Raw genomic sequence first — 14,058 nt, 5'->3', positions numbered from 1 at the left:
GCCCCTCGACTGAGGGAACGCCGCAGGAAGCGGGGAATTGGCGAGTTACGTTATTGTGACTCTGGCAGCTTCATTTGGGACCGGGGGGTGACCCGTTGGGTCGGCACCAACCGCCGAGCGATGGTGCGCAGCACGCGGGCGCTGATCACCGACTCCGGGCAGGTCACCGACGCGTTGATAGACGCGGTCGTGGCCGCCGCCGGCCAACTGGAGATTCTGGGCGTTCGAGCAGTGGCAGCGTGACCAGGTCGGATGCAATCGGCTATACAGGGACTACACGGGACGATTGTCGTCGTTTCGCCGCCCGGCGCTGATCGTCCACGGGTGACCGTGATCTGGGCGTACCGCCTGCGCGTGCCCTGGTGGCCGCCGAGCTAATCCCTAACGCGGAGCTCCAAAGTTGTTGTGGAGCCCCAATTGAGTGCAGCGCGATCGTCCGGACGCTCTGCTCGAGGCGATGACCGGGTTTCTCGCCGGCGTCGTCAGCCGTTAGCGCAGCAGCTTGATGATTTCGGCCAGATGCGGAAGCACCGACTCGCGGCCCGTGCACGCGTCGAACGCAGGCCAATACCTGATTCCGAACCGAAGCTGTCGCTCCGCCAGAGACTCGGCCATCTACTCGTAGCTGTCGAACAACGCAAACGGCGATTCCAGCAGCAGCTCCGCCGGGGCTCCCAACGGCCCGGCTACCTCCGCTGCCGCAGCAACGGGATCGTCGGTATGGACCACAAACTGCAGCAACCCGTTGAGCTCGATGGCTTCGAACCGGTTGCCGGCGGCGTCGCGCACAACAGCGATCCGGTCCAGCAGGCCCTTCGCGTCGAAGTGGGTCAGCCGGACCTCCGTGGCGTCGTGGTTGTGGCTGAAGCCCGCCAGTCCGGCGATATCAGCGATGCGACCGGCAACTGGCAGCACGCGCGTGCCGCTGCCACCGATTAGCAGCGGCACGTCGACTCCCGCGACCAGAGCGCCGGTCCGTACGCAGTAATACGCGCCGTCCACCTCCACGGGCTCTCCGGCCAGTAGTGGGCGACCAGACCGATTAGATCAGCCGGTCGACCCTGGCGGCGCCGTTGTCGAGCGTCAGTCTGTCCGCGTGATATTCGGACTTCATATGGTCAGCGCCCAGACCCAGCTCACACCGTTCACCGGACTGCACTGCCACGCTTACGGTTTCACGCGCGGCATAGACCGGACGATGCACATCGTTGTTGAACACGAGTGTGCCGTTGCGCAGATGTGAGGTGACGGCACAGGCGGTCGCCGCTCCCCCGCTGAAGAGCGCCAGCGTCGGTGACAGATGGTCGGGGATCGTCATGACGTCGAACCCGGACTGTGACGGTGACGGCGAATTCCTTATTACCGGATAAGGCTGTGTGCAGGCCAAATCGCATCGGCCTGTCGCGTTGGAAGTGCGACGCGACCGTGATATTCCGACAAAGGCGTACTCACCGTGGAGTGAGCGCGCGCAATCTCTCTTGTCGGTCGTCGTTGCGCTGTCCGCGGCTTCGCGCTTGAAGTACAGGTGCGAAGTAACCGAGCCAAATGCGAACAGGACGACCCGAACGACAGCATCCCGCCGAAACGGGCCAGATGGGAGCCTTCATCCCAATTGCGCAACCGCTGCTGTTGCGCGAAGAACAGCGTGCCAGGTCGAGGCCTGACGCTATCAGCATCAGCTGGCATCTCGTACTCCCAGCGACACCATGTGGCGGTTGCCGTGGCGGAAGTAGGCCACCTCGGACACACCCTCCTCTAGGAGTACCGCGGGCGCCGCTAGCGCCGCCCCGGCATGGTCGGGTGCGTGTGCGTCGGAGCCCAAGCTGATCATTGCGCCACGCGCGGCGCAGCGCGAGATTAGGCGCCGCACCAGTGCCGGTTGCGCCCGCAAGTCGACAGCATTAACTTCCAACGCTATGTCGTGACGCGCTGCTGCGAGGGCAAGCTGGTCCATCAGCGTATGGGCGCGCTCGGGTATAGGCGCGCCCACTACGGCCAGCCGCGTCGGATGGCCGATGACGTCGTAGGCCTCACTGCGAATGCTCGCGAGTAGGCGCTCACCGTAGTCGTGCCATGCACCGTCGGGATCGGCGCCGCCAACATCCTCGAGGTATACCCCATCGCTGAGTTCATGGACCGAGCCGATCACGACGTCCAACGCATCGCGCGAATCGGTGAGGAAGGCCGCGAGGGCTCTGGCCGTCGCCTCATCGTCGGGCATGAACTCCATCTCCATGCCTACGCGGATAGGAATGTCGACCTCGGCTTGCGCCCGGGCAACTTGGGCCAAGTAGGCCTCCCACGACAGCGGCGGTCCCTCGGGCGGAATGCGCCGTAGCAACGGGATGCGCTCAAGCGCGTCGGTCATGTGGTGCACATGCTCGGTCAACGCCATTTCAGTGAGGCCTGACCGTTCCCCGGCACGCACTATTGCAACGATGTCTCCACATTCCACGAAATGGTTATGGTTGTCCGCGATCATGCGAGTGGACCCCTCCGCGAGGAGTCCACAGATTCACGCAGACCAGAGGTGTGGGAGCGACGCATCGCTTCAGCCACCTCGACCGCGCGTAGTCCGTCAGAGAATGTGGCGGCCCAGGGCGCCACCGATTGGCCCGTCGCGATCGCCTCGACGAATGCAGCGATGAGGTTCGCGTGCAAATGCTCCCATCCGAGCACATGTCCCGGCGGCCACCAATTGCCGACGTAGGGATCATCGGTATCCGTCACAAGCAGGCGACGAGTCCCGCCCGGGTCCGCCGACCCAGATTGAACACGGTTGAAGTGCAGGTAGTTGAGGTCCTCGAGGTTCCACGACACAGAACCCTCGGATCCGTTGACCTCAAATTGGAGGGCGTTCTTCTTTCCAGCGTAGATCCAGGCGGCCTCCAAGATCCCCATGGCCCCTCCGGAGAACACGACCTGAGCGTTGAATGCGTCGTCCTCGGTCATCACAACACGCTCCTCGCAGAATGCGCTCACGCCCCGCTCAGGAATAAATGTTCTGATGTCCGCCGTCACGGTCTCAATCTCACCGACAAGGAAACGCGCTAAGTCGATCACATGCGAACCGAGCCCGTCCAGCACCCCCGTCTGGCTGCGGGCCCCCCAGGGGCTCGGGAGAGACGCGTCCGCTTGATGGTCCTGGAAGTATGCGACGTGGATGCGCCGGACTTCGCCAAGCTGGCCAGCTGCAATGAACTCGCGCGCACGGCGTACGGCGGGTGCATAGCGGTAGTTAAACGCGACGGCGTGCTGCACCCCTGCCTGCTCGGCCGCTGCCAACATCCGTCGAGCCGCGGCGGAATCGAGCGCGAGCGGCTTTTCGCAAAGCAGGTGCTTGCCCGCATGTGCGGCGGCAACACAGGGCTCCTCGTGGGCGTCATGCCAGGCGCAGTTGTCAAACAACTGCACAGCCGGGTCCGCGATGATCTCGCGCCAGTCATGCGTGTGCCGGGCGAATCCGTACGTCGCGGAAGCCTGTCGCGCCGCCTCTCCGTTGCGGCCGCCGATTACAACTTGTTCCGGCCGAACACGTATCCCCGGTAGATGACGTACGTGCCGATAGGCGTTGGCATGTGCGCGGCCCATGAAGCCGTAACCCCACATGCCAACGCCAATTTCAGTCGCCGTCATCGCTGCGGCAGCGTAATGACGCGGCCTTCACGCTCAGCGTCGTAGGCGGCCAACGCGACCTCGATTGCTGCGCGACCTTCGGCTCCGGTGACGAGTGGTTGTGTGCCATTGACCACGCTGTCGACAAAGTCGATGATCGCGCGCTGATGCCCCGTCAGGTTGCTCTTCGCGGGAATGAACTCGAATGGGTCGCCTTCCTCGCCGTAGCGCATGTAGCGCACGCCGCCAAAAGAGTGCCGCTCACCGTCGTTGAAGGTGTAGAGAGTCCCTTCAGTGCCAGAGATCCACACCATCTCGTACCAGGTACCGTTGGTGCTCTTGCGACCCTTGACGTTCCAGTTGATCGAAAGATCCCCGATCGCGCCGGAGGCGAAGCGCATCGGGACCACGCCGATAATCTCGCCTTCCATTTTCTCTGGCAGCGTTACAGACCAGCAACCGACGTCTGCCACGTCCCCGGCGTAGTGACGTGCAAGGTCGATGATATGCGTCAGGCAGCTCATGATGGCGCCGCCACCAAGGCGCTCACGGGAGCGCGCCCAACTGCCCTCCGGGAAACTCGGCGCCTGGTTGTGGTCCAGTCTGTACAGCAAGGGACGCCCGATTACACCGTCATCGAGCAACTGTTTCGCGAGCTCGTAGGAGGGTGAGAATCGACGGTCGTGCAGCACTGCCAGGGTCACACCAGCGCTCTCGGCCGCGGCGAGCATCCGATCGGCGTCCTCTAGCGTGGTTGCGATCGGCTTCTCCACGAGGATGTGTTTGCCAACCTCGGCTGCCGCCACGGCGACATCAGCGTGTAGGTCGTGCGGCAGGCTGATATCGATGGCGTCGATTGTGTCGTCGTCGATCAGATCCTGCCAGTGCCTGTAGATTCGCTCGGCGCCAGCGTCCTTCGCAAACGAACGCGCTGCGTCTTCATTGATGTCAGCTACCGCAGCGATCCGCGCGCGGTCAGCGCACTCGTCGAAGCCGGCAAGGTGGTATGAGGCAATTCCGCCCGTACCTAACATTCCGACGTTCAAGCTCACTGTTCCTCCTCGGTTTGTTTGACAGCCCGCTCGCCGACCGCGCGGATGGCGCCGATACCGGCCCGTAGACGTTCCGGAGCACGCAACTCCCAGGGAATGGCATCGACCGCGTGCGGATCCGGCAGCCGGTGTTCGCGCAGCATCTGGCCGCCACGCGCGGTGAGTTCGGCGCTCGCCGCGATATCTATGGCTGACAGTTCGGGCAGACGCTCAAGCCACCCACGGTCGAAGAAGGGTACTGGCAGGACATCGCCGTGGTCCTCGATCGTGAGATTCAGCTCAGGGTTAGCGCGCAGCAGTGTTCCGATCACCGCGTCGAAATCGATTTGGCCGGTACCGGGAGCAGCGACGGCTCGCTGAGCTCCGTTCGGGTGCGGAAACAGCAGCGCATCCTTCAGATGTACCGAGTGGACGAGTGGGGCGACTCGCTCGGTCGCGGTCTGAACGTCCTCAGCCAGGTACAAAAGGTTGCCGGTGTCTAGACCCACCCCAACGTGAGCCGAGCCGCTCGCATCCGCAAGCTGCAGTAACTCGCGTGTCGTGAAGTCGCCGTGGTTCTCGATGCCCAGCCGCAGTCCGCACTCTTCCAACCGCGGCGCCAACCGGCGCACCACAGTCGCAACTTGCTGCTTGTACTCTTGCCAGCGCGCGAAGTCCTCGAATCGTTCGCCGTAGCCGATCGAGCAGTGGAGGGTGCGTGCGCCCAGCTCAGAAGCGAGTCGGGTCACGAACTGGAATTCCAGCTCCCGGGCGTCGAGAAGCTCGGGGTTGTTGCTCCAGTGGACGGGCAGCTTGACGTAGGGCTCGACGTACATCCCCCAGTCCGCAGCCGCGGCGAAGAGTTCACGCGTCTGTCCCTCGCAGCTCGGCAGAGTTGCTTGCAGCCCGTCAGCACCAAGCGAGCGCACCCGTTCGAGAACGTCGACGGCCGCACCGTCGACGATGTTGCCGAGCAAGCTATAGGCGTCTATGCCGACACGGGGTGTAATCATCTTTCGCTCATTTCGGGTCGGTATTTAACGTTTAAGTTTCGAGAAGGCGGGATACGAACTCGGCAAATGGAGAGCGTTGTCATGCTTCTTCAGCCAGCAGCGCGGCAAGTCCATCGCGGCTCTCCGCAAGGATCGCCTCGTCATTCAGATCAGCGCCGGCCAGCAGGCCGATAAACGGAATTACGTAGGCGTAAAAAGCGACCCGCCGCTCCCAACCCGCCCCCAACCCGCGGCGGTAAGCCGCCGCGGTAGCGCGGGTGAAGTCGCAGCCGCATTCGGCATAAAGGCCCACGAAATCGAATGCCGGGTCGCCCAATCCGGCGTCGCCCCAATCAATTACGCCCGTGACCGTGCCTTGCTCCGCGTCGCAAAGAATGTGTTCACAGGCGAGGTCGCCATGGATGAGCGTCGGGGTGAACCTGAAGTTCGACGGGTCGTCGAGGAACGTGCGCCATGTCCGCTCGACACTGGCCTGATCCTTCGGTTCTAGGGTCGGCAGAATAGATTCCCCGACACGCTCGTACAGCTTGACATATTTGGCGCGCCAGTCGGCGGGGCTGGTCTGCGGTATCTGGAACCCGACGGTCATTGCCTCATCGATCCCGTGCACCACAGTGAGCAAACCCCCGATCTCTTTTGCGAGAGCTGGGCCTTGTGGGCCGCCCGCCAGCTCTGGGGTGAGCTCCACACCGTGGAGCTTCTTGTACATCAGGAATCGACCGGGGTCGTTGGCTGCCCCCACGCGTATTGGGGCCGGCACGCGACCCGGCAGCTGCCGATCCAGCTCGGCGAGCAGCGGCAGTTCCTTTTCCAGCTGGACGAGCACCTCAGTGCGTTTAGGGAAGCGCGCGATCAGCTCGCCGTTTACGTCAAGGACCACGGAGTCCCAGCCGTTCAGCATCTCGCTAACGCTATGGACCTCCAGCTCGGGCAGGTACTCGACCAAGCGAGCCCGCAGGCTGGCGACATCGGTCACGGGAAGGCTCCTTCAAGTCTGAATCTACTGCTTGTGGAACGTTAAAGTAACCCATTCTGGTCTCGACCACAAGCGATTTCTGGTTTCGGCTCGTGCGACTGAGGCTCGACGGCTATAGGAAGCGCGCTAACCGCCGTCGGCATGATCAGTAGCTGACTCATGTTCGACTTCCGCCCCAAGTCTGTTGGGCGTAGAAGAAGTTCGCCCACCGCCGCGTCCGTCAACCCGAGTTGGCCTCGGCTAGGCTCAGTTGGGACGACCTGCAATGCTGTCGGCGATGGCCTATGACGGGTTCGTTGAAGGCGGAATCGGGCTACTACGCATGAGCTTCACCTCGGCAGCCACCTGTTCGAGGTGTCGTCGCATCGCTGCCTTAGCGCTTTCCGGTTCTCGCGTTTCTAAGCAGTCCACAATGGCGGTGTGCGCCTCGATCGACCTGTCGAGCACTCCGGGATTGCGGATTGTGGCCTCGCGGTGCGCTTCGAGGAGCCCGGCGACTGGGTCCATCAGCAGGGGAAGTAGGGCGTTGCCGGTGGATACCGCCAGCAACGCGTGGAACTGTGTGTCCAAGTGCATTGCTTCCCTGGGGTCGGTAGCCATTCGAGTTCGCTTGATGACATCGCGCATCGCTGCGATCTGGTCGGCGTTGGCCCGCTTGGCCGCCAGTCCGGCGGAGGCAACTTCGACGATGCTGCGCATTTCGAACAGGTCTCGCGGCAACTGGGGGTCTTGCTGGACAAGCATTATGCGGTCCGACAGGCTCCAGCGATCCGGGGTAAGGACCCGAGTGCCTCGGCCATGGATAGTTTCGGCTAGGCCTCGCGCAGCAACCAGCTTCAACGCCTCGCGAACGACGTTGCGGCTCGCACCGTAGTGGGTTACAAGGTCATGCTCAGCGGGCAGGAATTCTCCGGGTTTGGGCCGACCGTGAATGATCGCTTCAGCGAGGTTGCGGGCAATCTCTTCATAAAGTCGACCGGGCTTACGCCAGCCGGACTGCTCGGGGACCACAGTCATTACTTGACCCACCGCCTGCCGCGCTGATCGGCGCAGGTCAACGACAGCATGAGACACGCATCGCCGGACACCGCGTCACTCTAACGCCAACCTCGCCACTTGATTGAAAGCGTCGCCCCGCGGGGGATGCGATCTCATTCGACCCGCATGTTCCGAGCATGTTGTAGGATCACTGGACAACACAGGAGGTAGTTGTGCGATTGCTCGTCGGCAGTTTGATCCAGGAGTCAAATACGTTCTCGCCATTGACAACTGATATCGGTATGTTCCGCGCCGGAGTTCTGGCCGAGGGGGCTGACGGGATCGACTCGGCGGGACGCGGCACTGAGCTGGCAGGGATGCGTGACGCGTGCCAGAAAGCTGGCGTAGACATCGTTGGTTCCCTATCCGCTTGGGCCAACAGCGGTGGACCGCTTCAGCGCGATGACTTTGAGTTGCTGTCATCGATGCTCATCGAGCCGATCGAGAACAACAGTGATATCGACGGCGTCGTGTTGGCCTTGCACGGCTCACTGGTAGTCGATGGGATTCCAGACGCGGACGGCGAGCTTCTTCGAAGGGCGCGTCACGCCGCAGGGCCTTCGGTACCACTTGTGTGCACGCTGGACCTGCATGCAAACTTGACTACTCAGATGGCAACTTCGGCGGACGCGCTGGTGGGGTATGAAACCTACCCCCACGTGGATATGTACGAGACCGGGCAGCGGGGTGCCGAATTGGCGATCGATCTCGTGCGTCGTGGCAGTCGGGCACAGACTCTAACTCGCAAGATTCCCATGATTATTCCGCCTGAGAATTCCAGCACGTTCGACGGTCCGCTGAAGGCAGTTGTTGACGAGGTGGTCCGACTGCGATTGTGTGACAACATTCTGTCCGCCTCACTGCTTACTGTGCAGCCGTGGCTGGACGTTCCCGAACTTGGGTGCGCTGTGATTGCAGCTGTGGACCGAGCACTGCCATCGGATGCGCTGTCCAAGGTGGCAGCAGAGATCGACCGGATAGCCATGATGCTGTGGGAGCGTCGGCATGAGTTCACGGTCGAACTGAACACTCCAGCCGAAGCGGTGCGCCGAGCCTTTTCTTCGGATGCTCAGGCACCGGTGCTTCTCGTCGATTCAGCGGATTCGGTCAGCTCAGGGGCCCCCGGCGACGGGACAGCGATCTTGCGTGCACTGCTTGACGCCACGCCCGACCGGCCGACATTGATCACGGTGACCGACCCGGTTGCAGCACGGCAGGCCGCTGATGCTGATGGCCAGTTCGTTTGTCTGCGCGTCGGCGGGCTCCTCGATCCCACACGCAACGAACCCGTCGAGTTGTCGGGAATGGCGCGGCGGGTGTCGACCGAGTATGTCACCTTTTCCGCCGGTGTCGGAGATGGACTGACCGCTCACCTGGGCCGCGCGGCTGTGGTCAGCGTCGACAACGTTAATGTGCTGCTAATGGAGCGCCCGGTCAACTGTTGGGATCCGCAGCTTTACCGGCTTGCCGGCCTGGAGCCGATGCAGGCACACGCGGTGGTAGTGAAGAGTCCTCACAATTTTCGGCATACGTTCCGAGATATCGCGGCCAGCTGGCTTTACGTCGACGCCCCAGGCTGCAGTACCCCCCGTCTGGACAGCCTCGAGTTCCGAAATGCCCCCAAACCGCTGTTCCCCATAGACAATCTGAGCTGGGCTCCGAATTAGTCCGACCGGGAATCACCCCTCTAGCGCCGGATTGGAATTGGCGGTGGGAGGGTGATTTCAGTGGAGATGGCGGAGATCCGCCGGCTGCATCGGGCTGAAGGAGTGCCCAATCAAGGAGACTGCGCGCGACGCAGGTGCCGTCGGCGCTGCGCGATGAGTAATGCCCAGCGTGACAGCGGCCCAAGCTGTCCGATTCTCGTTGAGACTACCCAACTCAGCTGAATCCGACATTTCGGGGTCTTGCGCAGGAACGGAACGGTATTTGAAGCGGGTCCAAGTTCAGTGAGAGCTAGAACTCAGATAGCTGGGACGCCGGACGCAACTGCACAGAGATCTGATCACACCATTTGGCGACCGCTTCACCGCGGAGTGGGCGTAATTCAGCGGGCATTCGGCCTGCCACCGAGGCGATGGAAATCGCCCCAACTGGGCGGTTTTCCTGCCCCAAGATGGGAGCGGCTACGCAGACGCCGCTGAGCTCGGATTCCTCCATGTCAGTTGCCCAACCCCGCCGCTGGGCGGCTTCGATATCCACGCGCAGTTCGCTGAGCCGTCGATGTGTGTGCGCAGTGATCTGTGGGAAAGGCTCGGGAGGGAGCAGACGTGGCCATTCCGACTCAGCCATGACTGATAGAATTGCTTTGCCAACGGCGGTGGCATGAGCTGGAGCAGCCTCTCCAACAGTCGTCGAAAGCCGTAGCGCATGGGAGCCTTCTCGCCAGGCAGCCCAGATGATCCGGTTACGCTGCAGCACAGCGAGGTTGACGGTCTCCCCTGTCTCCTGATGCAATTGCTCCAGTGCCGGGTTTGCCAACTGCACCAGTGAAGATGCGTCCACTGATGATGCCAGGGCGCTTACTCCCGGACCGAGCCGCCAGACGTGCTCGCCCCGAACATGCTCGACATAACCTCGGCTCTCCAAAGCCGTCATGAGCCGGAAGGCAGTTGCCCGAGAGACCTCAAGCGCCGCCATCACCTCCCTGACCCTTGCGTTGGGATGCGCAGCAAGGTATTCCAGAACGTCGAGGCCACGCTCCAGAGCGTTTGACACGTTAGGGACCCTCCAGCTTGCTCAGATCTTGTGACGGCGGCACTAATACTACCTTGCTCTCGCTCTGTGAGACTGAAGGTGTCTCACAGAGCGAAGTCACCATCCTCCTTGCCATCCGTGCAGCAGTCCCGTGGGCAGGGAATCAGCATCGGCAGCGCCGATCAGGAAGTCCAGATCGCAGCCTTGATCGGCTTGAGTGACGGTGTGACTCCACAATTGGCGATATCCACGACCCGCAGCCGAGCCGTGGCCGGTGCACGCAGGACGCGAAAGCAGTTCCGCGTCCGACAGCTCCACCCTGAGTCGACGGCCGGCGGTGTCGAGCGTGATCTGGTCCCCGGTACGAATGCGACTGAGCGGACCACCGACAGCGGACTCTGGGGCAACGTGCAGCACCACTGCGCCAAACGCCGTACCTGACATGCGGGCGTCGCTGATACGGACCATGTCGGTGATTCCCTGGCGCAGTAGCTTTTCCGGCAGTGGCAATTGCCCCCACTCTGGCATGCCCGGGCCCCCAACCGGGCCAACATTGCGTAACACCAGAACCGAGTCGGCTGTGACGTCGAGAGTGGGGTCATCAATACGGAGATGCAAATCACCGATGCCATCGAAGACAACCGCGCGACCACGGTGCTGCAGCAGACGGGGGTCGGCGGCCGAGGTTTTAATGATGGCCCCGCGTGGGGCTAGGTTACCGTGCAGCACTGCTAGAGCCCCCGGTGCGCCGAACGGCCTCGAAATGGAAGCGACAACCTGGCGGATGTCATTGGTTGCGGTGCCGTCGTTCTGGATGGCATCGTCGAGTAGATCGCCGAGCTTTCGGCCGCTAACTCCGACGGTGCTGAGCGTGAGCAGATCCCGCAGTTCGTGCATGATACGGGGCACACCGCCACGCTGGTGCAAGTCCTCGAACAAGTGCTCCCCGCTCGGCCGGATATTGACGATCAGTGGTGTGCGTCTACTGATCTCGTCGAAGCGGTCCAGAACGAGCGGGTCCTTAGTGCGTCCGGCCAGGGCGAGCAGGTGGACTACGGCGTTAGTGGATCCGCCCATTGCCATGAGCACCGTTATCGCGTTGTCGAACGCGGCGGCGGTCAGAATCTGTGAGGGACGGCGATCCTCGAGCGCTAATGTCACTGCGCGGCGGCCGGCGTGTTGGGCAGCATGCAGGCGCCCGGCGTTTGTTGCGGGGATTGTGGCCGAGCCAGGCAAACTCATGCCGAGGGCCTCGGTGACGGCAGCCATAGTAGACGCAGTGCCGAGCTCCGGGCAGTGTCCGATCGACGGCATTGACGCGGCCTCAAGTTCGTCGAACTCATCGGCCGTCATGTTCCCCGCTCGCAGGTCCTCGACATAGTGCCAGAGGTCGGTGCCGACTCCGAGGCGGCGGCCGCGGAACACCGCCGGGTTCGCAGGCCCGCCGGTGACCATGATGGCAGGAACGTCGGCGCTTGCGGCGCCCATCAGTTGGGCTGGACCCGTCTTGTCACAACCGCCTAGTAGCACCACGGAGTCAAACGGGTACCCACGAATGGACTCTTCGACGTCCATGGCCATCAAGTTGCGGTACAGCATGGCGGTCGGTTTGAGCAGGTTCTCCCCCAGTGTCATGGTGGGAAATTCGACTGCCACGCCGCCTGCTTCGGCGACGCCGCGGCGCACCGCCTCAGTGAGTGTCCGGAAATGTGCATTGCAGCTGACCATCTCGCTCCATGAACTGCATATGCCCACGATTGGGCGGCCGTCGAGCGAGGCTCGACTCAGCCCGCTGGCGGTCAGCGCCGCGCGATGTAGGAAGCCTGGAAGATCATGTTCTGCGAACCAGTGGGAGCTGCGCAGCCGAGGGCTAGGATGACTTGGCATTTTCGTTCCGTATCTCTCGTCAGTAGATCCGAGCTAGCAGACCGCCGTCGATGACGATGTCGGTTCCAGTTATGTACGACGACTCGTCGGACGCCAGAAATAGCGCAGCATTGGCGACGTCCTCAGGCTCGGCGATGCGCCGGAGCGGATACTTCTGCTCGATGTCGCGCCGTGCAGCTGCGGGGTCTGGTTGAAAGGCGAAAAACTCACGGACCATCTCGGTGTCAACATCGCCGGGACACAACGTGTTACAGCGGATGTTATAGGGTCCAACCGCAGTCGCAACCGACCGCGACAGCGCCCGCAAGGCACCCTTCGTCGCGCCGTACATTGCGAGATCTGGATCGCCGGTTAGCGCCAGCAAAGAGGCCGTGATAACGATCGACCCGCCGCCCTGAGCACGCATGTGCGGCAGAACCGCACGAATCGAGTCTGCGACGGCGCGCTGGTTGACGGCATACATGCGGTCCCAATCCTGCGGCGTGGTGTGTAGCAGATCGCCCATCACTTGAGCGGCGGCGTTGGCGTGTAGCACGTCGAGGCGACCAGTCACCGCAAGCGCGGCGTTGATGAGCGAGGTGGCATCGCAGACGTCGGCGACCAGTTCGTGCGCCTCGCCGCCTGCCTGCGTGATGGTAGTGACTGTGTCTCGGAGTCCGACCTCGTCGAGATCGGCGCAGACGACCACCGCCGATTCCTCGGCGAAACGCTGCGCTGTGGCTCGCCCGATTCCGCGCGCTGCACCGGTTACCAACGCGGTCTTGCCATGCATACGGCCGTAGGAGGGGTGTACGGACACACTGGTCATATCGTTTGCTTTCTCGCTCGATGCGGATGACGGTCGTCGATGCCGCCGCCGAGTCCGCGCCATGGGGTAGCGGCAGGACCGCCGGTCGGGACCTCTGCCACGAACAAATGCCCTGATAACGGGTATGTTTCGCGCTGCTCTGGGCTGAGGCCTTCATACGCGGTGGTGATCAATAAGGTCGTCAGGTTTGCGCCAATGAACGCCGCCGCAGTGACGTGCGGCGCGGGAACGGAAATCGTTGCCGACAGCTGCCCATGGGGAGAGTATCGGCGAACCTGGCCGGTACCCCAGACCGCCAGCCACAGATATCCTTCGTCGTCGACACATAGGCCGTCGGGTGCTCCGTCAGAAACGGTGAAAAGCAACCGGCGTGGGCCCATGACCCCAGACGCCGAGTCGTACGCACGCGCCCACACGGTGCCAGGGATCGAGTCCACGCTATACAGCACATCACCGCCCGGGGACCAACCGAGTCCGTTCGACAAGGTGAGGTCGTCATCGATGACCGTGAGCGCATGGGAGTCCAGGCGCCACAGCACTTCCTGTCCGCGACAGCCGTCCAGCGCGAGGCTGCCTACCAGCAAGCGACCGGCAGGGTCACAGCAGCCATCATTGAGCCGGCGGGCACGTTCGGCCGGCAATATCCGGATCCGCGCACGAAGTCGCCCCTCGGGGCCGAGAACAAGCAGCGACTTATTGCCGGCCACCACGAGGTCATCGTTGTGAGATACAAAGACCGAGCCGACCGTGGCGTCGACGCAAAGTCTGTTTCGCACGTTCAGCATGCCGCGGCAATATTCACCTATGAGAACCTCACCGTGAGCGACGTCAATCCAGATGGGACGCTGCTCGCGTTCATTCCATCGTGGACTTTCGCCGAGCCTGAAGGCTTCCGATGACGCCACCGTGGCCTCGTACTCGATCATGAAGTCCTTTCTTCCGTGACTCTTGCTCTCACCGAGGCACGGGACGGTTGGCGCCGCACACGCTGCC

12 protein-coding genes and 1 pseudogene are annotated in these 14,058 nt (G+C 62.6%); 2 read left to right on the top strand and 11 right to left on the bottom strand.

Annotation, left to right across the window (positions count from 1 at the left end):
• Positions 1–87: 87 nt before the first annotated feature.
• Complete coding sequence (locus AC3A6P_RS03610; protein ID WP_487688494.1) at positions 88–243, top strand: hypothetical protein; 156 nt, start codon at positions 88–90, stop codon at positions 241–243.
• 246 nt (positions 244–489) lie between these two features.
• Here AC3A6P_RS03610 and AC3A6P_RS03605 read toward each other — a convergent pair.
• The 7 genes and pseudogenes from AC3A6P_RS03605 to AC3A6P_RS03575 form a co-directional block, all read right to left on the bottom strand.
• Positions 490–1,430 (bottom strand): annotated as a pseudogene (locus tag AC3A6P_RS03605) (TIGR03621 family F420-dependent LLM class oxidoreductase).
• Positions 1,431–1,675: 245 nt separating this feature from the next.
• Positions 1,676–2,482: a PHP domain-containing protein gene (locus tag AC3A6P_RS03600; protein ID WP_487688491.1), complete on the bottom strand. Its 807-nt coding sequence runs from the start codon at positions 2,480–2,482 to the stop codon at positions 1,676–1,678.
• Positions 2,479–3,636, bottom strand: coding sequence for a Gfo/Idh/MocA family protein (locus AC3A6P_RS03595; RefSeq protein ID WP_487688488.1), 1,158 nt, complete (start codon positions 3,634–3,636; stop codon positions 2,479–2,481). The genes AC3A6P_RS03600 and AC3A6P_RS03595 overlap by 4 nt, the downstream gene beginning before the upstream one ends.
• On the bottom strand, positions 3,633–4,667 hold the full coding sequence (locus AC3A6P_RS03590) for a Gfo/Idh/MocA family protein (RefSeq protein WP_487688485.1): 1,035 nt from the start codon (positions 4,665–4,667) through the stop codon (positions 3,633–3,635). Before AC3A6P_RS03590 ends, AC3A6P_RS03595 begins: the two co-directional genes overlap by 4 nt.
• Positions 4,664–5,659 carry a sugar phosphate isomerase/epimerase family protein gene (locus AC3A6P_RS03585; protein WP_487688483.1) on the bottom strand — a complete coding sequence of 332 codons (996 nt, stop codon included), beginning with the start codon at positions 5,657–5,659 and terminating at the stop codon, positions 4,664–4,666. The genes AC3A6P_RS03590 and AC3A6P_RS03585 overlap by 4 nt, the downstream gene beginning before the upstream one ends.
• A gap of 79 nt (positions 5,660–5,738) precedes the next feature.
• Entirely contained in the window at positions 5,739–6,635 is an 897-nt protein-coding gene (locus AC3A6P_RS03580) for a phosphotransferase (RefSeq protein WP_487688480.1), read from the bottom strand.
• 282 nt (positions 6,636–6,917) lie between these two features.
• A complete protein-coding gene (locus AC3A6P_RS03575; protein WP_487688477.1) occupies positions 6,918–7,652 on the bottom strand; it encodes a FadR/GntR family transcriptional regulator in 735 nt (244 codons plus the stop codon).
• Positions 7,653–7,846: 194 nt separating this feature from the next.
• Here AC3A6P_RS03575 and AC3A6P_RS03570 point away from each other — a divergent pair, with 194 nt between their 5' ends.
• Positions 7,847–9,340, top strand: a complete 1,494-nt coding sequence (locus tag AC3A6P_RS03570) for a M81 family metallopeptidase (protein WP_487688475.1) — start codon at positions 7,847–7,849, stop codon at positions 9,338–9,340.
• A 289-nt stretch (positions 9,341–9,629) separates the two neighbouring features.
• Here the strand turns inward: AC3A6P_RS03570 and AC3A6P_RS03565 are convergent, their stop codons facing one another.
• The 4 genes from AC3A6P_RS03565 to AC3A6P_RS03550 all read right to left on the bottom strand — a co-directional run bounded on the left by AC3A6P_RS03565 (position 9,630) and on the right by AC3A6P_RS03550 (position 13,991).
• On the bottom strand, positions 9,630–10,391 hold the full coding sequence (locus tag AC3A6P_RS03565; protein WP_487688472.1) for an IclR family transcriptional regulator: 762 nt from the start codon (positions 10,389–10,391) through the stop codon (positions 9,630–9,632).
• 96 nt (positions 10,392–10,487) lie between these two features.
• Positions 10,488–12,257 carry a dihydroxy-acid dehydratase gene (locus AC3A6P_RS03560; protein ID WP_487688469.1) on the bottom strand — a complete coding sequence of 590 codons (1,770 nt, stop codon included), beginning with the start codon at positions 12,255–12,257 and terminating at the stop codon, positions 10,488–10,490.
• A 19-nt stretch (positions 12,258–12,276) separates the two neighbouring features.
• Entirely contained in the window at positions 12,277–13,065 is a 789-nt protein-coding gene (locus AC3A6P_RS03555; protein ID WP_487688467.1) for an SDR family NAD(P)-dependent oxidoreductase, read from the bottom strand.
• Positions 13,062–13,991 carry an SMP-30/gluconolactonase/LRE family protein gene (locus tag AC3A6P_RS03550; RefSeq protein ID WP_487688464.1) on the bottom strand — a complete coding sequence of 310 codons (930 nt, stop codon included), beginning with the start codon at positions 13,989–13,991 and terminating at the stop codon, positions 13,062–13,064. Before AC3A6P_RS03550 ends, AC3A6P_RS03555 begins: the two co-directional genes overlap by 4 nt.
• Between the last annotated feature and the right edge of the window lie 67 nt (positions 13,992–14,058).

Source organism: Mycobacterium sp. Soil_C_30 (assembly GCF_057656995.1).
This window is presented reverse-complemented; position numbering and strand designations above follow the sequence as displayed.